Raw genomic sequence first — 19,590 nt, 5'->3', positions numbered from 1 at the left:
GGGGCGGACGACGGGACGGGCGGGCCTCAGCCCGCCTGGAGCCCCTCGGCCTGGATGGCGGTGATGGCGACGGTGTTGACGATGTCCTGCACGAGCGCGCCGCGCGACAGGTCGTTGATGGGCTTGCGCAGCCCCTGCAGCACGGGCCCGATGGCGACCGCGCCGGCCGAGCGCTGCACGGCCTTGTAGGTGTTGTTGCCCGTGTTGAGGTCCGGGAAGATGAACACCGTCGCGCGGCCGGCGACCTGCGAGTCGGGCATCTTCGTGGCCGCGACGGCCGCGTCCGCCGCCGCGTCGTACTGGATGGGGCCCTCGACCGCGAGGTCCGGCCGCAGCTCCCGCACGCGTGCGGTGGCCTGGCGCACCTTCTCCACGTCGGCACCGGCGCCCGACTCCCCCGTCGAGTACGACAGCATCGCGATGCGCGGCTCGATGCCGAACTGCGCCGCGGTCTCCGCCGACGAGATGGCGATGTCCGCGAGCTGGTCGGCCGTGGGATCGGGGTTCACGGCGCAGTCGCCGTACACGAGCACGCGGTCGGCGAGCGCCATGAGGAACACCGACGAGACGACGGAGACGCCCTCGGTGGTCTTGATGATCTCGAAGCCCGGCCGGATGGTGTGCGCCGTCGTGTGCGCGGCGCCGGAGACCATGCCATCGGCGAGCCCGAGCTGCACCATCATCGTGCCGAAGTAGGAGACGTCGGTGACGGTCTCGCGCGCGATGTCGAGCACCATGCCCTTGTGGGCGCGCAAGCGGACGTACTCCTCCGCGAAGCGCTCGCGGAGCACGGCGTCGAAGGGGCTGAGCACGGTCGCGCGGCCGATGTCGATGCCGAGGCCGATGGCGCGCGAGCGGACCTCGATCTCCTCGCCGAGGATCGTGACGTCGGCGATGCCGCGTCGGAGGATCGTGCCCGCGGCGCGCAGCACGCGGTCGTCGGTGCCCTCGGGCAGCACGATCCGCTTGCCGGCCCTCCGCGCCCGCTCGATGAGCCCGTACTCGAACATGAGCGGCGTGACCACGTCGGACCGGCTGACGTCCAGCAGCTCGAGCAGCCGGGACGTGTCGACGTGCTGCTCGAAGGCGGCGAGCGCCGTGTCCATCTTGCGGCTGGACTCGGGCGAGAGCCGGCCGCGCGTCTGCGTGATGCGCTTCGCGGTCTCGTAGGTGCCGAGCTCGGTGGAGATGATCGGCAGGGTCTCGTCGAGCCCGGAGACGAGCCGCTCGATGGTGGGCGACAGCGCGAAGCCGCCGTTGAGCACGATGCCCGCGACGGTGGGGAACGTCTCGGAGGCGTGGGCCGTGAGCACGCCGAGGAGGACCTCGCTGCGGTCGCCGGGGATCACGACGATGGCGCCCTCGGTGAGGCGCGCGAGCACGTTCTCCATCGACATGGCGGAGACGACGACCCCGAGCGCCTCGCGGCTGAGGAGCGCCGCGTCGCCCTTGACGAGCGTGCCGTCGACCGCGTCCAGCAGCTCGGCGACGGTCGGCGCCACGAGGAACGCGTCCTCCGGGATCGCCCAGACGGGCACGTGCGGCGCCTTCGCCTGGAACGAGGCGGGGACGGCGGCGGGGATCGCGGCCGTGATGGCGTCGAGCTGCTCGGGATCGGCGCGGTTCACCACCACTCCGAGGAGGCCCGCGTGCGCGGTGACGAGCTCGGGGATGGCGAGGTCGGCGATCTGGCGCATCTCGTCGGGGCTGCGGCCGCCGGTCTCGTCGGTGCGGCGGCCCGTGAGCACGAGGAGCACGGGGGCGCCGAGGTTCGCCGCGATGCGCGCGTTGAAGGACAGCTCGGTGGGGCTGCCGACGTCGGTGTAGTCGCTGCCGACGATGACGACCGCGTCGCACTTGGCCTCGACGGCCTTGTACCGCTCGACGATGCGCGAGAGCGCGGCCTCGGGATCCGCGTGCACGTCGTCGTAGGTGACGCCCACGCACTCGTCGTAGTCGAGCTCGACGCCGTCGTGGGAGAGCAGCGCCTCGAGCACGTAGTCGCGCTCGACGATGGAGCGCGCGATGGGCCGGAACACGCCCACGCGCTGGATCTGGTGGGTGAGGGTGTCGAGCACGCCCAGCGCGACCGTCGACTTGCCCGAGTGCCCTTCGGCGGACGTGATGTAGATGCTCCGAGCCATGCCCGCAAGCCTATGGGCGTCGCCTGCACGGAGACCTGCACGTGTTAAAAGGAGAAGACCCCTCGCGCACCTGCCAGAGCCCGGCTGCCCTTGCTGCGTCTCCGCCCTGGGGGAGTTCACCTGGATGGCACCACGCGAGGAGCCGACACCGAGTGTACCCGACGCCGGGCGCCCGACGGTCGGCGCCGGCCCGCCCAGGAGCCGGTCACGAACCGCGCGTACCGTGGGGACCATGCGCATAGTCATCGCCGGAGGACACGGCCAGATCGCCCGACTGCTCGAACGACGCCTCGCCGACCAGGGCCACCAGCCCGTCGGCATCGTCCGCAACCCGGACCACGCGTCCGACCTCGCGGACGCGGGCGCCGAGGCGCTCGTGCTCGACCTGGAGGAGAGCGACGTCGACCAGGTCGCCGCGGCGCTCCAGGGCGCCGACGCCGTGGTCTTCGCGGCCGGCGGCGGGCCCGACTCCGGCCCCGAGCGCAAGATCACCATCGACCGCGACGGCGCGATCCTCCTCGCCGACGCCGCCGAGAAGGCGGGCGTCACGCGCTACGTCATGATCTCGGCGATGGCCGTCGACGGCTTCGACCCCGACAGCGACGACACCTACAAGATCTACCAGCGCGCCAAGTCCGAGGCGGACGCCGACCTGCGGGCCCGCGACATCGAGTGGACCATCGTCCGCCCCGGCGGCCTCACCGACGACGCCGGCACCGGCCGGATCCAGGTGGGCACGTCCACGGGCCGCGGCACCATCCCGCGCGCCGACGTCGCCGAGATCGTCGCGACCGCGCTCATCGACGGCACGGGCGTCCGCGTCCAGTTCGAGGCGATCTCCGGCGAGGAGCCCGTCGCCGAGGCCATCGCGGGGCTGCGCTACTAGCGCCAGCCGCCGGGCGCGCGACCCGCGCGGATCCGGATGACGGTCCCCTCCTCCCCGGAGGGGGCCGTCATCCGCTTCCGGGCCTGGTGAGACACCCGGGTCGTGCCGCGGGCGACGCGTCGGGTCGACGGCACCCGAAGCCGTCGTCCTCCCGCGCGTCGCTCGCATCGTGCGCCGGAGCGCACCGTCCGGAGCATCCCCATGCCCGGACATGAAGGAAACGCTAGGAGCGCCCGGATGTGTCCCCCACAGTGCCGACTACTTATTTCCGCGGCGCATCCGATCAGTAGACGTCGGTGCGCCTTCTCGGATCCCCGCATTCCGCGCAAGATGGACGCACAAGGACCGCGCAGCCTCGGGGGAATCGGCGCGGACCACCGCTTTGACGCGACGGGGGTCACATGAAGCAGATGACGCACACCTACATCCGGTCGAGCGGACGCGTGGAGAGCCCGGCTCCCGGGCGCGGCGGTCGCGCCCGCGACCTCGAGACGCTCGAGCGCTGGCTCGCGGCCGGCACGAGCGCCGTGGTCACGGGCAGCGTCGGCTCGGGTCGCAGCCACGTGGCGGGTCGCGTGGCCGACGCGCTCACGCGCAACGGCCTCACCGTGATCCGCGCCCACGCCTCCACCTCCGACCTCGCGGACGTCCTCCGCCGCGTCATCGACCAGGTCCCCGGGATCCGCGTCGCGCGCCCGCTCCCCGCCGCGCGGCCCGTCGTGGTCATCGACGACGGGCACCTCATGGCACCCGACCTGCGCGCCGCCCTGGCCGACGCGCGCGCGAGCGAGCACTGCACGCTGCTCGTGACGGTCGACGACACGGGCGGCGACGCCCGCCACCTCCGCGCCCGGGACCTCGAGTCCGGCGGCGACCAGGCCGCGCGCACGGCGCAGGCGGCCCACGAGATCCTCGGCCTCTGGCGGAACGGCTACGCCGAGCGGCTCGACCTCTCCCCGCTCGACGCGGCCGAGGTCGACGCGATGATCGACTCGATCGCGGGCCAGGTGGCGCTCGACCAGGCGACGCGCGTGCAGATCCAGCGGCGCAGCGGCGGCCGCCCGTTCCTCGTCCGCGAGCTGACCTTCGAGGCGCTCGAGTCGGACGGCACGGAGCGGACCGTCACGGGGTACGCCTTCCCGAGCCCGCACGCGCCACGCGCCCGGATCCTCGAGCTGGTCTCCTCGCGCGTGTCGATGCTCGACGACGACGAGCGGAGCACGCTCGTGCTCCTCGCCCGCCTCGACGGCGTCCCCTACCAGCGCGCCGCCCGCCTCTTCGGCGAGACGATCCTGCGGGTGCTCGGCGCCCGCGGCCTTGCGCGTGTGCAGGGCCAGGGCGACCGGATCCTGCGCGCCGACCTGCTCGAGGCCGAGGCCGCCCTCGCGCGCACCGCCCCGGACGCCGTCGACGCCCTCACGCGCCGCGTCGTCGGGTCGCTGCTCCAGGAGGCCGCGCACGGCGTGCCCCTCAACCCCAAGGAGAGCCTGCTGATCGCGCGCACGCTCACCGACGACGGGCGCCGCGACGCCGTCGAGCGCTTCGGCGCGGGCACCCTCGCGGCCGTGCACCTCGTCGCCGCGCGGCTCGCGAACGACGTCGGCATGACGCACGACGCGCTCGCCTTCGCGGAGATCGCCGGAGGCGGCGGCTCCGACGCGTACGCGGCCTGCGAGCGGGCGCGCGCCCTCACCGTCCTCGGCAACCCGGCACGCGCCATGGAGGTGCTGGAAGCGCTGGACACCGCGGCCCTCACGCCGGCGGAGCGCGTCGAGGCGCTCCACTGGCGCGTCCTGTCGACGCACGCCGCGATGCCGGGCACCGACCGCGTCCACCGGCTGCTCGAGGGGATCGCGCACGGCGAGGACGCGACCCCCGACGAGCGCGCGCAGGCCGCCGTCATCGGCTCGGCGATGTCGCTCGGGCTGATGGAGTGGGAGGCGGCGCTCACCGCCGCGCGCGGCGCGGCGACGCTCACGTCGAGCCCGCTCGTGCGCCTCCGGGCCCAGCGCTCGGTCGTCCTCGCGCTCGGCCACCTGGGCCGCGGTACCGAGCTCGGCGACGCCATCGATGACGGGCTCGGGCTCGTGTCCCGCCACGCCGACCGCCGCGGCACCTACGACGACATCCTGCTCGAGGAGGGGCGCCTCGAGCTGCTCTCGGCGAGCGCCTTCGCCCGCCGCCTCTGCCGGCTCGACCTCCCCGACCTCGAGCGCGAGCTGGACGCGTGGGTGGAGTCGGCGATCGCGCAGGACGCGCAGTGGTTCATCCCCGTCCTCGGCGCGATCACGGGCGGCGTCGCCCTCGACCTCGGCCGGCTCGACCGCGCGGAGGCCGAGCTGGCCCTCGCCGACGACCGCCTCATCGGCCCGGACATCGGCACGTGGCGGCTCTGGATCGGCATGCAGCGCGCCCGTGTGCTCGCGCTCCGCGGCCGCACCGAGGAGGCCGAGCGCATCGCGACGGAGATCGCGCACCGCGCCGACCCGCGCTACCCGTACCAGCGCATGCTCGCCGAGGGCGTGCGGGTGGAGATCCTCGCGTCCCGCGGCCGGCCGGACGAGGCGGCGACGCTCCTGCTCGACACCGGTGACCTCAGCGGCGACGCGTACGCGCTCCGGGCCGGCATGCTGTTCCGCGCGTGGATGCTCGGGTCCACGGACGCCCGACTCGTCCCGGGCGCCCGCCTGGTCCGCGAGCGCACCGACGTGCCGGCGCTGCACGGCATGGCCGAGGTCGTGGTGGGATCCCGCACGGCGGACGCGGCGCTCGTCGCGCAGGGCGTGCGCACGCTCGAGGAGTCTGGCCTGCACCAGCAGGCCCTCACCGCCTGCGAGGACCTGCTCCGCATGCTGGCGGGCGGCGAGCCCGGGCCCGCCCTCGCCGACGCGCGGGCGACGCTCGGGCGGATCCAGGCCCGCATCGACTGCGGTGCGCCCGCGGTGGAGACGTCCACGGTCACGCCCGTCCTCGACGTGAGCATGCTGACCCGCCGGGAGCTGGAGATCGGCGTGCTCGCGGCCCAGGGCCTGAGCAACCGGGAGATCGCCGGGCGCCTGTTCCTCTCCGTCCGCACGGTCGAATCGCACCTCTACCAGGCGCGCGCGAAGCTCGGCGCGCCCTCCCGTCGAGCCCTCGCGGGGCTGCTCGACACCCCGGGTGCATCGAGCCTCGTCGCGGGCAGGTAGTATCGACGGGTGCCGCCGCGTTCCTGACGCCGCGGCACGCGTCATGGAGGATTCGCCTAGTGGCCTATGGCGCACGCTTGGAAAGCGTGTTGGGTGAAAGCCCTCAGGGGTTCGAATCCCCTATCCTCCGCCAGACCGCAGGAGAGCCCCGACGGACCCAGGTCCCTCGGGGCTCTCCTGTACCCCGGCTGTCTCCCCATGTCCCCCATAGCGCCCCTGCCCGCCCGGTCGACACGCGCCTAGGCTGGACCGGTCGTCCCGCCCGCACCCGCGGGTGCCGCCCGTCCCGAGACGCGCGCGGCGCACCTGACGACGGCAGACGCGAGGACGGCGTCGGACGACCGGAGGCGACGTGCAGCACGACGACGACACGCCCGACGACGGCACGAGCACGCTCATCCGCCCCCGGGCGACGCTCCTCCGGCAGCTCGGCCTCGCCGCGCTCGCGCTCGTCGTCCCCCTGGGCGCGGCCCTCCTCGTCCTCGCCGTCCCCACCGGGAACGCGGCGGCCGTGCTCCTCGGAGTGGCCGTGGTCGTGGTGCTCGGCGCCCTGCTCGCCGGCCTGTACCTCACCTCCTACGTGCGGATCACGCATGCGACGGGCGACGTCGAGTGCCGGTTCCTCGGGCGTCGCACGCGCATCCGCGGGAGCACCGTCCACGACCTCCTGGTGGTGCACGTCTACCAGGGCCTCACGCTCGACACGCAGCCGCGCCTGTTCGTCATGGACGTCGACGGCCGGCTCCTCCTCCGCCTCAGCGGCCACGTGTACGACCTCTGGACCATGCGCTCGATGGCGGCCGACCTGGACCTGCCGCTCACGGAGCAGGCGCGGGTGCTCACGATGGCGGAGCTGCGCGGGGCCCGCCGCGGGATCCTGCCCTGGTACGAGCGGTCGCGGCTCGCGCTGGCCGGGGCGCTCGTCCTCCTGGGCGTGGCCGTGATCGGCGGCGTCGTCGGGATCATGGCACTCACGGGCGTGCCCGTGTCGATCCGGCTGTGACGGACGCGGTGCTCGCGCCGCTGCTCGAGCGCTGGCGGCTGGATCCGGACGGCCCGTCCGTCCGCACCGCCAGCAGCGTGATCGCCCCGGTCCGCCGCGACGGCGCGCGCCTGATGCTCAAGGTGCCGCTCGTGGAGGAGGAGCGCCGCGGCGGACGCCTGATGGCCGCGTGGGCCGGCCGCGGCGCCGCGCCCGTGCTCGCCTCGGACGCCGACGGGACCGTGCTCATGGCGCGCGCGGGCGACCCGGGGATCCTCGTGCGGGAGGCCTCGTCCGACGGGCCCGGCGCGGACGCGCGCGACGACCGGGCCACGCGGATCCTCGCCCGCGCCGCCGCGCGACTGCATCGCGTCCCGCTGGAGCCGCGGGTCGTCGCCGAGGCCGTCCCCCTCGAGGTCGGGTTCCGCGAGCTGGTCGCGCCCGAGCGGCCGCTCCCCCGGTCCCTCGACCGCGGCGCGGCAGTCGCGCGCGAGCTGCTCGCCGGGCCAGGGCCGACCGCGGTGCTGCACGGCGACGTCCACCACGGCAACGTCCTGCGCTTCGGCGGCGACGACAGCAGCGACAGCGACGGGGACGACGACCGCGACGATGGCTGGCGCGCCATCGACCCGAAGGCCCTCGTGGGCGACCCCGGCTTCGACACGGCGAACGTGCTCGCGAACCCGACGCCCGCGATCGCGCTGCGCCCGGGACGCCTGGCCCGCCGGGCGCGCGTGGTCGCCGAGGAGACGGGCGCCGACCTCGACGCCGTGCTCGCCTGGACCGAGGCGTGGTGCGCGCTGTCGGCGGCGTGGGACGCCGGCGACGCCGCGAGCCTGCCCCGGGTGGAGGCCCTCGGCCGGCTCGGCGCGTCCGCCCGCGACGTCCGCCCCGGCCTCGGACGCCTCCTCTAGCGGGCGTCCTCCGGCACGCGCCCCCGGGATCCGCGCGGCGCGAGGTCCGACGCCCGCCCCGCGACCGCCCCCAGCGCGCGCTCGAGCGGCCCGCGCCCGAGGGTCCTCGTCCAGAGCACGCAGAGCACGACCGTCACGACGACGAACGCCACGTACGCGCCGTCGTCCGCGATGAGGTCGCCCTCGGGCGCGACGAGGTCGATCACCACGATGTGCACCGCGTACACGGTGAGCGCGAGCTGCCCCACCGTCTCGAGCGGCACGAGCACCGCCGGCAGCAGGGCGGCGATGCGCAGGCACAGGCCGATCACGGCGATGGCGAACCCGCCGGATCCCCCGACTTCGAACGGCGACCCCTCGTGCGGCGTCGTCGAGAGGATGAACTCCCAGCCCGGCGGCGGCGCGGGCACGGCCGCCTCCACGAGCGCCGACCCGCCGTAGGCGAGCACGGCGAGCCCGGCGCCCACCGTCACGAGCAGCAGCTGCACGCGCGCGGAGCGGAGCGCGAGCCGGCCGATCCCGAGGCCCGCGATCGCGAACACCACCCAGGTGAGCGCCGGGTAGTGGCCGGTGACGACGAGCACGACGAACGGGTCGGGCCGCATGAGCGCGCCGTCGAAGTGGATGGCGAGCGCCGTCGTGGCCACCGGCAGCGCGACGGCGGCGACCGCGGCGAGCGCGAGCAGCCGCGACGCGCGCCAGCGGAGCAGCGGCAGCACGGCCACGAACAGCACGGCGTAGACCTCGAGGATCACGGCGACGTACGTCTGGAGCGAGGCCAGCAGCCCGCCGAGGAGGAACAGGCACGCGGCGCGCACGAGGATCCGCAGCCGCACGCGCGCGAGGTCGCTCCCGTCGACCGGCCGGTCGCGCCCCGACATGAGCGCGATGGACAGCCCCGCGAGCGTCGCGAAGAGGATGGAGGACCGGCCGTCGGCGATCGCGAGCCACGTGGCCGGCTCGTCGAGCCGGAGGGTCCGCGGCACCGCGACGTGCGCCGCCATCATCCCGAGGACAGCGAGCCCGCGCGCCGCGTCGATCCCCCGGAGGCGGGCCGGGTCGCGGGCGGGGCTCATGGCCTCACCCTACCCAGCGCTCCCCCGCGGTCGACGGCCGTCAGTTCGTGAGCGCCGGCACCGTCCGCGGCTGCACGATGAGCCACATCGAGAGGATCGAGACGACCGCGCACGCGCCCATGACGGCCGCCATCGGCACGCCCGAGGTGATGCCGATCACGCCGACGATGGGCGAGATCGCGCCCGCGAGCCCGAAGTTCACGGCGCCGAGCAGCGACGCCGCCGTGCCCGCCTCGTGCCCGTGGTTCACGAGCCCGAGCACCTGCACGCAGGGGAAGCCGAAGCCGCACGCGAGGATGAAGAAGAACAGCGGGATCAGGGTGCCGAGCAGCCCCGCGTCGGTGAACGTGCCGAGCACCACGATCGTCGCCGACGCCAGGAACTGCACCGTGACGACGCCCGCGAGGATCCACTGCGGCCCGATGACCTTCGTGAGCCGGGCCGCGATCTGGTTGCCGATCACGACCCCCAGCGAGTTGATCCCGAACAGGATCCCGAACTGCTGCGCGTCGAACCCGTACACGTCCTGGAACAGGAACGACGAGCTGGAGAGGTACGAGAAGAGGCCGGCGAACTGCATCCCGCCGATGAGGGCGACGCCGACGAACACGCGGTCGCCGAGCACCGAGCGGTAGCGGCGCAGCAGCGTGCCCTTCTCCTCGATGCGCACCCGGTCCTTGGGCAGCGTCTCGACGATGAAGAAGGTCACGGCGATCACCACGAGGATCGCGTAGGCGGTCAGCGCGTAGAACACGCCGCGCCAGTCGACGAAGCGCAGCAGCTGCGAGCCGATGACGGGCGCGAGGATCGGCGCGAGCCCGGTCACGAGGGCGAGACGCGAGAGCATGCGCACGAGCGGGCGGCCGCCGAACAGGTCGCGCACCATGGCCATCGCGACGACCGCGCCGCCCGCGGCACCGGCGCCCTGGAGGATGCGGAAGACGAGCAGCACCGTGACGTCGGGCGCGAGCGCGGCCCCGAGCGACGCGAGGATGTGCAGGCTCGTGGCGACGATGAGCGGCAGCCGGCGTCCGACCCGGTCGCTCCACGGCCCGACCACGAGCTGGCCGAGCGCGAACCCGACGGTCGTGCCCGTGAGGGTCAGCTGGACGGCCGCGTCCGAGACGCCGAACTGCTCCTTGATCACCGGGAAGGCGGGCAGGTAGAGGTCGATCGTGAAGGGGCCGAGGCCGACGAGGGCCCCCAGCACGATGATGTAGACGATGCGCTCCCGGCGGGAGAGCGCGTCGCCGGGATGGATGACGGCAGACGACACGGAGCGTTCCTTCGCGATGAGGGGGCGCGGGGCGCCGGAGGAGGGAGGGCGTGCGCGTGCATCGCCTCGATGTCCAACGGGCGCGCGCCCGGCTTATTCCCAGCCTATGGAATCGCCGCGCGGCCGCCCCTCAGCGCCGGAGCGCGCGCACGACCCGCTCCACGTCGTCCTCGTCGTTCCAGAGATGGAAGGCGATGCGCGCCCGGCCCGCGCGCCCCGAGGCGACGATCCCCGCCGCCCCGAGCGACGCGAGGTCGGCGCCGTCCGCGTCCGGCCACGTGACGATCGCCTGCCCGCGCGGCTCGATGCCGAGGCCCGCGCTCACGAGGTCGCCGAGCTCGACGTTCCTGCGGTGCACGGCGTCGAGGTCGAGGCGCGCGAAGAGCGCGATCGCCGGGGCCGCCCCCACCCATGCGCCGAACGCGGGCGACACGTCGAACGCGCGCGCGTCCTCGGCGAGCGCCATCGCGGGTCCGTAGCAGGACGCCCACACGTCGGCGCCCGCGTACCAGTTCGCCTGCACGGGCACGAGGGTCCGGCGGTAGCGGTCGGACAGCGTGAGGAACGCCGCGCCGCGCGGGGCGCAGAGCCACTTGTAGGCGTGGCAGGCGGTGGCGTCGAAGAGGCTCGCGTCGATCGGCATGGCGCCGGCCGCCTGCGTGGTGTCGCACAGCGTTAAGGCGTCGTGGATCCGCGCGGCCTCCCGGATCGCCGCCACGTCGGCGACCCGTCCGTCGGCGGACTGCACGAGGGAGAACGCGACGAGGTGCGTGCGCGGGCCGATCTCGCCGGCGAGCTCCTCGAGCGGCACGTGCCGCACGACGACGCCGCGCGCCTCCGCCACGACGAACGGGTAGGTGAGCGAGCTGAAGTCGCCCGTCACGCACAGCACCTCGGCGCCCGCGGGCACGGCGGCGGCGAGCACGCTCACGAAGGAGGCGGTCTGCGAGCCCACGGCGACGGATCCCACGCTGACGCCCACGAGCGACGCGTACGACGCGCGCACGCCCTCGACGACGCTGCCGTAGCCGTGCGCGGTGGATCCCCCGGCCGACCAGGTCGTCAGGTCGGCCCGCAGGCGCTCGACCGTCTCGCGCGTGGGCAGGCCCATGGTGCACGCGGAGAGGTAGCCGGGCCCGGCCTCGAACAGGTCGCGGAGGTCGGCGGGCAGGGGCGCGGTCGTCATGCGTCCAGCGTGACGAGCGCGGATCCATCGAGCAAGACCCCGCCCGGCATGCGTCCCATAAGCGCGCTTTATGCTCTGCGCATGACCGACGCTCCCCCGACCGCCCGCGACCTCGACTCGGCCGCGCTCGCGGCGGTGCACGCCCTGGCCGTCCGCGGCTCGATCACCGCGGCCGCCGCGTCCCTCGGCGTCAGCCAGCCCGCACTGTCGCAGACCCTCCGGCGCCTCGAGGCGCGCATCGGCGTGCCCGTCACCGCGCGCGCCGGCCGGGGCGTCGTCCTCACGGAGGCCGGCCGTGTCCTCGCCCGGCACGCGGAGACGGTGGTGCACGCCATCGACCGGGCGGCCGACGAGCTCGACGACCTGCGGGGCCTCCGAGCGGGCACCGTCCGCGTCGCGGCGTTCCCGTCCGCGTCCTCGACGGTCGTGCCGCGGCTCCTCGGCGGCCTCGCGCAGGCGCATCCGGGCCTGCGCTTCGGCTACCTCGAAGCCGAGCCGCCCGAGGCCGTCGCGGCCATCCGCGCCCGCGAGGCCGACGTCGCCGTGACCTTCGCCTACCCGGACGACCCGGACGATCCCGACGCGCGCGCCCTCGACGGCCTCGAGGTCCGGCCGCTCTGGCGGGAGACGCTGTGGGCCGTGCTGCCGGAGGCGCGGGCGCTGCGGCACCGCGGCGCGCTCGCGCTCCGCGACCTCGCCGACGACCGGTGGATCGCGGGCTGCGTCCGGTGCCGCCGCCACCTCGTGAGCGCGTGCGCGCGCAGCGGCTTCGCGCCGGCGACGTCCTTCGAGACCGACAACGCGGCCGCCGCCGTGGGCATGGTGCAGGCGGGGCTCGGGGTCGCGCTCCTGCCGTCGCTCGCCCTCGCGACCGCGCCCCTCCCCCGCGGCGTCGTCCGGCGGCGCATCTCCGGCGTCGGCGAGCGCGTGGTGCACGTCGTCACGGCGCCGGGCGGATCCGCCTCCCCGGCCGTGCACGCCGCCGTCCAGGCGCTCACCCGGCTGCGCGTGGACGACTGGGAGCTCCGCCGGGCCTGAGCGCCCGCGTCCCGCGCGCCGTCGGAGCGCCGCTCCTGGCGGATTGTCGGGCGTACTCCGTAGTGTCTAAGGGGTCTGCCTCCGGTGTCCGCCGTGGGCCCGTGACGCGCGAGGGACGAGGACGCATGTCGGACGAGCACGGCGACGAGCTGCAGGACGAGGTGCAGGCCTCGGGCGGATCCACCGAGCGGCAGAACCGCCACCTGCAGCGCAGCCACTCCGAGCAGGCCAGGTACCTGTCCGCCTACTTCGGCTGGAGCCTGCACGGCGACCTCATCCGCTCCCACGGCACGACGGTGTCCATGTTCGTGGAGGACCTGGCCGACACCATGCTCGCGCTGGGCTGGCTCGACGGCTCCGGCATCCTCTGGGAGGCCGTGCCGGTCGACGCGGACCGCGCCGTCGCGGAGGTGCGCCGCCACCAGATGGAGCAGGGGTGGATGCCTTCGACCACGGAGTGATGACGCGCGGCTCCTCGCGGGCTGTGCGTGGGCCCCCGGTCGCGCCGCTGCTCGATCTCGGGAGTAGCGTCCGAAGGGATCAGGCCGTCGGGGGACGCGTCTCGCAGACGGCCAGGAGGACACATGACGGACCACGCAGGAGCTCTGCTCGACCGCGACATGGGACTGCTGCTCGCCGCCGCGTCCCGAGCGGTGATCTCGCTCTACCGGCCGTTGCTCAAGCCCTACCACCTCACGCACCCGCAGTACCTCGTGATGCTCGCCCTCCAGGAGCAGGACCCCCGTCGCGCGGGCGATCTGAGCGATGCCGTGCAGCTGACGCCGGGCACGCTGTCCCCGCTGTTCAAGCGCCTCGAGCTCCTCGGCTACATCACGCGCCAGCGCGACCAGGCCGACGAGCGGCGCCTCCTCATCGCCCTCACGGAGCGCGGACGCGGCATCCTGCCCGACCTCCTGCGGGTCGCCGAGAAGGTGCACGACGACGTCGTCCACCGCAGCGGCGCCGACTCCAGTGCCCAGGCGCGCCTGCGGAGCATGACCGAGCTGCTGCTCGACGCCTGAGCCCCGCCGCCCAGGCACGCGATCCGGGTCAGCGCGCGCCGTCGACCACGCGCTGCCAGAGCGTGTGGTCGCTCCATGCGCCGTCGATCCGCAGGTACGCCGGCGCGATCCCGATGCGGTCGAACCCGGTTCGCGTGAGCACCTCCTCGGATCCGCCGTTCCCCACGAGAGTCGACGCCTCCAGCCGGTGCAGCCCGGCGGCGCGCGCGACGCGGACGGCCTCGCGCGCGGCGGCGGTCGCGAGGCCGGCGCCCTGCCGCTCCCGGTCGATCCAGTAGCCGAGGCTCGCGCTCTGGGCCGCGCCGCGCTTCACCGCGAACAGGTCGCAGCGGCCGATGATCCGGTCGCCCTCGACGATGAGGTACGGCAGGCCGGATCCGGCCGCCCGCTCGGCGATGCGTCCCGCGAGCTGCGCCCGCTGCCCCGCCGCCGTGAAGAAGGCGTCCGTGCGCGCGGGCTCGAACGGCCGGAGGTGCTCCCGGTTGGCGCGGTACGCGGCGGCGAGCGCGGCGGCGTCGGTGATCCGCGCAGGCCGCATCACGACGCCGTCGGCGAGCAGCGCGCGCTCGTCGGTGCCGGGCAGGGGCCCGCTCACGCCCCGGGGCGCACGTGGCGCTCGGGCCGGGCGTCGGCCGCGGGGATGGCGCGGTCGGCGATGAGCCGCGCGTACCAGAGCGCGCTGTCCTTCGGCGTCCGCTCCTGCGTGTCGTAGTCCACGTGCACGATGCCGAAGCGCCGCGAGTACCCGAAGGCCCACTCGAAGTTGTCGAGGAGCGACCACACCTGGTAGCCGCGGAGGTCGACGCCGCGCTCGATCGCCCGGTGGGCCGCGGCGAAGTGCCGCGAGAGGTAGTCGATCCGCGCGGGGTCGTGCACGGCGCGCGCGCCGTCGTCGCCCACGGTCACCTCGTCGTCGAACGCGGCGCCGTTCTCCGTCACCATGAGCGGCAGCCCGGGGAACCCCTCGTGCAGCGACACGAGCAGGTCCTCGAGGCCCTGGGGCTCGATGTTCCAGCCCATCGCCGTGTACGGGCCGGGCTGCTCCAGGAACTCGACGTCGTCGGTGCCGGGGAACGGCGTCGCGGCGACGTCGCCGTGGATGGAGGTGCCGCCGCCCGTCGACGAGCCGTCGCGCATCCGCACCCGGCTGGTGTTGTAGTAGTTGACCCCGAGCAGGTGCAGCGGCTGCCGGATGAGCTCGACGTCGCCGGGGAGCACGAACGACCAGTCGGTGATCGAGGCGGTGTCCGCGAGCACGTCCGCGGGGTACTCGCCGTGCAGCAGCGGGTCGAGGAAGACGCGGTTGCCCACGCCGTCGACGCGCCGCACGGCCTCCGGACCCGTGTCGCCCTCGCCGCGGATCACGTGCAGGTTGAGCGTGATGGAGAACCGCGCGTCCGCCGGCACGACCTCCCGGAGCGCGGCGACCGCGAGGCCGTGAGCGAGGTTCAGGTGGTGCACGGCGCGGAACGAGTCCTCCGCGTCCGTGCGGCCGGGCGCGTGCACGCCGGCCGCGTAGCCGAGGTACGCCGAGCACCACGGCTCGTTGAGCGTGGTCCAGGTGCCGACGCGGTCGCCGAGCGCCTCGCCCATGATCCGGGCGTAGTCGGCGAACGCGTATGCCGTCTCCCGGTTCGTCCAGCCGCCCTCGTCCTCGAGCGCCTGCGGGAGGTCCCAGTGGTAGAGCGTCGCGATGGGCGTGATCCCTCGCGCGACGAGCCCGTCGACCAGCCGCCCGTAGAAGGCGAGCCCCTCCGCGTTCGCGGGTCCTCGCCCGGTCGGCTGGATGCGCGGCCACGCGATCGAGAAGCGGTACGCCTCGAGGCCGAGCGCCTGCATCAGGTCGAGGTCGGACTCGAGCCGGTGGTAGTGGTCGTCGGCGACGTCGCCCGTGTCGCCGCCGAGGACCTTGCCGGGCGTACGGCTGAAGGTGTCCCAGATGGAGGGGCCGCGCCCGCCCTCGTCGACCGCGCCCTCGATCTGGTAAGCGGCGGTGGCGGATCCGAACAGGAACCCGGGCGGGAACGCGAGCCCCTCACCCCGATCGTCGGCGGGCTCTCGGGGCGTCCCGGCTGCGGCGGGCGATGCGTCGGTCATGGCGTTCGAGGACCTCTCCGTCGGGGCGATGGCGGGCCGGCGGATGCGCGTGCGCGCGGTCGACGACGACCTCCTGCCATCCTGCCCGGGCCCCCGCGGTGAGTCCAGCCGACCCGCCCCGGCGCCGTGTCGACGTTGTGCAGCAGGCCCGCTCCGGTTAGGTTGTAGTCAGCAACAAATCACCGACGACGCTGACAGGAGACACCATGGCGCTCACCCCCACCCGCGAGGACAAGTTCTCGTTCGGACTCTGGACCATCGGATACACGGGGGCCGATCCCTTCGGCGGCCCCACCCGCTCCGACCTCGACGTGGTCGAGGGCGTCGAGCGCATCTCGGAGCTGGGCGCCTACGGCCTCACCTTCCACGACGACGACCTCTTCGCGTTCGGATCCACCGACGCCGAGCGCCAGACGCAGATCGACCGCCTCAAGGGCGCGCTCAGCGACACCGGCATCGTCGTGCCGATGGTCACCACCAACCTCTTCTCGGCTCCCGTCTTCAAGGACGGCGGCTTCACCAGCAACGACCGCGCCGTCCGCCGGTTCGCGATCCACAAGGTGCTGCGCAACATCGACCTCGCCGCCGAGCTCGGCGCGCAGACGTTCGTGATGTGGGGCGGCCGCGAGGGCGCCGAGTACGACTCCGCCAAGGACGTCCGCGGCGCGCTCGAGCGCTACCGCGAGGCCGTCAACCTCCTCGGCGACTACGTCACCGACAAGGGCTACGACATCCGCTTCGCGATCGAGCCGAAGCCCAACGAGCCCCGCGGCGACATCCTGCTGCCGACCCTCGGCCACGCGCTCGCCTTCATCGAGACCCTCGAGCGGCCTGAGCTCGTCGGCGTGAACCCCGAGGTCGGCCACGAGCAGATGGCGGGCCTCAACTTCACCGCCGGCATCATGCAGGCGCTGTACCAGGGCAAGCTCTTCCACATCGACCTCAACGGCCAGCGCGGCATCAAGTACGACCAGGACCTCGTCTTCGGCCACGGCGACCTGCAGAACGCGTTCTCGCTCGTCGACCTGCTGGAGAACGGCGGCGTGGGCGGCGGCCGCTCGTACGACGGCCCCCGTCACTTCGACTACAAGCCCAGCCGCACCGAGGACATCACGGGCGTGTGGGACTCCGCGGCCGCAAACATGCGCATGTACCTGCTCCTCAAGGAGCGCGCGCAGGCGTTCCGCGCCGACCCCGAGGTGCAGGAGGCGCTCGCCGCCGCCAAGGTCCAGGACATCTACACGCCGACCCTCGACGAGGGCGAGTCCTACGACGACATCCTGGCCGACCGCTCCTCCTACGAGGACTTCGCCGCCGACGAGTACTTCGACGCCAAGGGCTTCGGCTTCGTCCGCCTCAACCAGCTGGCGCTCGAGCACCTGATGGGCGCGCGCTCCTAGAGCCCGCACCCCGCAGGACGCGAGAGCCGCTCCCGGATCACGGGCGCGGCTCTCGTCGTCTCCACTTGATGGCTCGTGGCGACCGCCCCGACTCGTCCTATTTCGCGTGTGCGAGAGACCCTGATGCCTGCTCTCACTCAGGCGGCCGTCGGCGCCTGGAGAGTGACACAGCGAAGAGCATGAAGAGAACCAAGAGCGGTACGGTCACGAGGGCGAGAAATCGGCCGCCGTCCTCACCGGATAGCACCCAACCCGCGATCGATACCGCAGCGATTCCGATGGCCCACAACACCAAGCGTGTTCTCATGCGGCACACCCCCACGCATATCTATTGACCCCATCACCCGGTCGGATGGATCTTCCCGCATCAGCAAGAAATTCGCGAGCCGCGTCAGACACAACGGCCTCGCAGGGTCGCGGTGTCGATGCGGAGTTCCCTATTGCCCGCGCAGAGGCCCCGATCGTTGATGTAGACCAAGGCGACCGCTATGACAGTCGCCGCGATACCGCACGCCACGGGGCCCGCGAAACAGATGGCAGCACCGAGTGCCGCGCCCGCTCCAGAAGCCAAAGCAGTTTGATCGGTCTTGTTGAACGAGATGTAAACGCCCCTCCTCTTGTCGTACCCGGCAGCGATCAACGACGACGATAGGGGTCCGTGCTGGCTGTCCCCGAGGACCTCCGGAACGATTACGGTCACACCGCTTCCTACCCGGTACTCCCGAACGGCGACACCGGACTCCACGGTGAATGATGCGGGCAGGCGTGACGCATCCAACTCGTGAACCAATTCGCTGACCGACTCTGGCTTTACAGAAGTGACGAGAGCCTCCATCGACTGCGACGCTCCTCCTGCCGCAGCATGTTCAGAGGCGTGCGCTGGAGCTGCGTAGAGGAGGGATGCGGCAATCACCGTGACGACGATCGGCCCGAATCTGGCGAGCGGTCGCCGGAAAGGTGTTTCGACATCGTTGCCGAACGAGAGGCGTCGTGAGGAAGCGTTGCCCCTACATTTTCTCATGACCGGATCTTAGAGACGCGAACCTTTCCGCTCGAAAGTTCTCCACACACGGGTCTCGCTCCTTGCGCTCTCGAAGTAGGCCATGCGGATTTGTGGCGTGGCGCACGAGAAAGGCCCGGCATCCACTCGGATGCCGGGCCCTTCTGCGTGCGCCGGAGCGCGGGTGGATCAGGTCGCGGACTTGGATCCGCGGCTCTTGTTGAACACGTCGAACGCGACGGCCAGCAGGAGCACGAGGCCCTTGATGAGCTGCTGGTACTCCGTGCCGAGGCCGAGCAGCGACATGCCGTTGTTCAGCACGCCCATGATCAGACCACCGATCATGGCGCCCGTCACGGTGCCGATGCCGCCGGTGACGGCCGCGCCGCCGATGAACACCGCGGCGATCGCGTCGAGCTCGAAGCCGTTGCCGGCGCCGGGGAGCGCCGAGTTGCTGCGGGCGGTGAAGGCGATGCCCGCGAGCGCGGCCAGGAAGCCCATGTTCACGAAGAGCAGGAAGTCGACGCGCTTCGTGTTGATGCCGGACAGCTGCGCCGCGTTGAGGTTGCCACCTCGGGCGTAGATGTGGCGACCGAAGATGCTGCGCCCCATGACCGCCGTGTACACGAGCACGAGGACCGCGAGGATGACCAGCACGATCGGCGTGCCCTGGTAGCTGGCGAGCAGGTACGTGATGCCGAGCACGAGGATCGCGATGGTCGCGAGCTTCGTGATGAACCAGGAGAAGGGCTCGTCCTCGAGGTTGAGCTTGACGCGGGCGCGACGCTCGCGGAGCTGCTGCGCGACCAGGAAGATCGCGGCCAGTACGCCCAGCGTGACGGTGACCCACTCGAGGTAGGACGTGCCGCCCGAGGGGTCGGGCAGGAAGCCCGCGCCGACCGAGACGTACTCGTCCGGGAACGGCGTGATGGGGCGGTTCTCCAGGACAATCTGCGCGAGACCGCGGAAGGTGAGCATGCCGGCGAGGGTCACGATGAACGCGGGGATGCCGACGTACGCCACCCAGAAGCCCTGCCAGGCGCCGATGAGGCCGCCGATCACGAGGCTCGCGATGATCGAGACGTACCAGGGCCAGCCCCAGTTGACCGCGAACACGCCCGAGACAGCGCCGATGAGGGCCACCACGGAACCGACCGACAGGTCGATGTGGCCGGCGATGATGATCATCACCATGCCGATCGCGAGGATCAGGATGTAGGCGTTCTGGACGACGATGCTCGTGACGTTGCGGGGCTCGAGGAGCGTCCCGTCGGTGAGGATCTGGAACAGCACCACGATCGCGATCAGCGCGATGAAGATGCCGATCTGCCTGAGGCGACTGACGAGGAAACCCGCCACACTGCTGAGACTGGACATGGTG

16 protein-coding genes, 1 tRNA gene and 1 other RNA gene are annotated in these 19,590 nt (G+C 73.0%); 9 read left to right on the top strand and 9 right to left on the bottom strand.

Annotated elements, in window-relative coordinates:
- Positions 1-26: 26 nt before the first annotated feature.
- Together pta and ffs are read right to left on the bottom strand one after the other, a co-directional pair.
- Positions 27-2,144: a phosphate acetyltransferase gene (gene pta / locus CMN_RS04170; protein WP_015489601.1), complete on the bottom strand. Its 2,118-nt coding sequence runs from the start codon at positions 2,142-2,144 to the stop codon at positions 27-29.
- Positions 2,145-2,194: 50 nt separating this feature from the next.
- Positions 2,195-2,291, bottom strand: an RNA gene (gene ffs / locus CMN_RS14760) — signal recognition particle sRNA small type.
- 85 nt (positions 2,292-2,376) lie between these two features.
- Here ffs and CMN_RS04165 point away from each other — a divergent pair.
- The 5 genes from CMN_RS04165 to CMN_RS04145 all read left to right on the top strand — a co-directional run bounded on the left by CMN_RS04165 (position 2,377) and on the right by CMN_RS04145 (position 8,114).
- Positions 2,377-3,030: an SDR family oxidoreductase gene (locus CMN_RS04165; RefSeq protein WP_041465237.1), complete on the top strand. Its 654-nt coding sequence runs from the start codon at positions 2,377-2,379 to the stop codon at positions 3,028-3,030.
- Positions 3,031-3,431: 401 nt separating this feature from the next.
- Positions 3,432-6,218 (top strand): LuxR C-terminal-related transcriptional regulator, encoded by a 2,787-nt coding sequence (locus CMN_RS04160; protein ID WP_106389125.1) that lies wholly within the window; start codon positions 3,432-3,434, stop codon positions 6,216-6,218.
- A gap of 45 nt (positions 6,219-6,263) precedes the next feature.
- A tRNA-Ser gene (locus CMN_RS04155) sits at positions 6,264-6,351 on the top strand.
- A gap of 219 nt (positions 6,352-6,570) precedes the next feature.
- On the top strand, positions 6,571-7,221 hold the full coding sequence (locus CMN_RS04150; RefSeq protein WP_015489598.1) for a hypothetical protein: 651 nt from the start codon (positions 6,571-6,573) through the stop codon (positions 7,219-7,221).
- Positions 7,218-8,114: an aminoglycoside phosphotransferase family protein gene (locus CMN_RS04145; protein WP_015489597.1), complete on the top strand. Its 897-nt coding sequence runs from the start codon at positions 7,218-7,220 to the stop codon at positions 8,112-8,114. The genes CMN_RS04150 and CMN_RS04145 overlap by 4 nt, the downstream gene beginning before the upstream one ends.
- On the opposite strand, the gene CMN_RS04140 is transcribed toward CMN_RS04145, so the two are convergent.
- The 3 genes from CMN_RS04140 to CMN_RS04130 all read right to left on the bottom strand — a co-directional run bounded on the left by CMN_RS04140 (position 8,111) and on the right by CMN_RS04130 (position 11,652).
- Positions 8,111-9,190, bottom strand: coding sequence for a heparan-alpha-glucosaminide N-acetyltransferase domain-containing protein (locus tag CMN_RS04140; RefSeq protein WP_015489596.1), 1,080 nt, complete (start codon positions 9,188-9,190; stop codon positions 8,111-8,113). The two genes, CMN_RS04145 and CMN_RS04140, sit on opposite strands and share 4 nt — an antisense overlap.
- A 40-nt stretch (positions 9,191-9,230) precedes the next feature.
- Positions 9,231-10,466, bottom strand: coding sequence for a multidrug effflux MFS transporter (locus tag CMN_RS04135; RefSeq protein ID WP_015489595.1), 1,236 nt, complete (start codon positions 10,464-10,466; stop codon positions 9,231-9,233).
- A gap of 130 nt (positions 10,467-10,596) precedes the next feature.
- The gene (locus tag CMN_RS04130) at positions 10,597-11,652 is read right to left on the bottom strand and encodes an aminotransferase class V-fold PLP-dependent enzyme (protein ID WP_015489594.1); all 1,056 of its coding nucleotides are present in this window, start codon (positions 11,650-11,652) and stop codon (positions 10,597-10,599) included.
- Positions 11,653-11,733: 81 nt separating this feature from the next.
- Between CMN_RS04130 and CMN_RS04125 the strand changes: the two genes are divergently transcribed.
- The 3 genes from CMN_RS04125 to CMN_RS04115 all read left to right on the top strand — a co-directional run bounded on the left by CMN_RS04125 (position 11,734) and on the right by CMN_RS04115 (position 13,712).
- Positions 11,734-12,690, top strand: a complete 957-nt coding sequence (locus tag CMN_RS04125) for a LysR family transcriptional regulator (protein WP_015489593.1) — start codon at positions 11,734-11,736, stop codon at positions 12,688-12,690.
- A gap of 125 nt (positions 12,691-12,815) precedes the next feature.
- Positions 12,816-13,151, top strand: a complete 336-nt coding sequence (locus tag CMN_RS04120) for a hypothetical protein (protein ID WP_015489592.1) — start codon at positions 12,816-12,818, stop codon at positions 13,149-13,151.
- Between the two features lie 123 nt (positions 13,152-13,274).
- Positions 13,275-13,712: a MarR family winged helix-turn-helix transcriptional regulator gene (locus tag CMN_RS04115; protein ID WP_015489591.1), complete on the top strand. Its 438-nt coding sequence runs from the start codon at positions 13,275-13,277 to the stop codon at positions 13,710-13,712.
- Positions 13,713-13,740: 28 nt separating this feature from the next.
- On the opposite strand, the gene CMN_RS04110 is transcribed toward CMN_RS04115, so the two are convergent.
- Positions 13,741-14,307 (bottom strand): GNAT family N-acetyltransferase, encoded by a 567-nt coding sequence (locus CMN_RS04110; RefSeq protein WP_015489590.1) that lies wholly within the window; start codon positions 14,305-14,307, stop codon positions 13,741-13,743.
- Entirely contained in the window at positions 14,304-15,809 is a 1,506-nt protein-coding gene (locus tag CMN_RS04105) for a GH1 family beta-glucosidase (RefSeq protein WP_015489589.1), read from the bottom strand. Before CMN_RS04105 ends, CMN_RS04110 begins: the two co-directional genes overlap by 4 nt.
- 206 nt (positions 15,810-16,015) lie before the next feature.
- On the opposite strand from CMN_RS04105, the gene xylA reads away from it, so the two are divergent.
- Positions 16,016-17,209 carry a xylose isomerase gene (gene xylA / locus CMN_RS04100; RefSeq protein WP_015489588.1) on the top strand — a complete coding sequence of 398 codons (1,194 nt, stop codon included), beginning with the start codon at positions 16,016-16,018 and terminating at the stop codon, positions 17,207-17,209.
- A 391-nt stretch (positions 17,210-17,600) separates the two neighbouring features.
- Here the strand turns inward: xylA and CMN_RS04095 are convergent, their stop codons facing one another.
- Together CMN_RS04095 and mmsB are read right to left on the bottom strand one after the other, a co-directional pair.
- Complete coding sequence (locus CMN_RS04095; RefSeq protein WP_131666476.1) at positions 17,601-18,044, bottom strand: hypothetical protein; 444 nt, start codon at positions 18,042-18,044, stop codon at positions 17,601-17,603.
- 354 nt (positions 18,045-18,398) lie between these two features.
- Complete coding sequence (gene mmsB / locus CMN_RS04090; protein ID WP_015489586.1) at positions 18,399-19,586, bottom strand: multiple monosaccharide ABC transporter permease; 1,188 nt, start codon at positions 19,584-19,586, stop codon at positions 18,399-18,401.
- Positions 19,587-19,590: the final 4 nt, after the last annotated feature.

This window comes from Clavibacter nebraskensis NCPPB 2581 (genome assembly GCF_000355695.1).
Classification (GTDB): Bacteria; Actinomycetota; Actinomycetes; order Actinomycetales; family Microbacteriaceae; genus Clavibacter; species Clavibacter nebraskensis.
The sequence above is the reverse complement of the archived record's forward strand: the minus strand, read 5'-3'. Positions and strand labels throughout refer to the sequence as shown.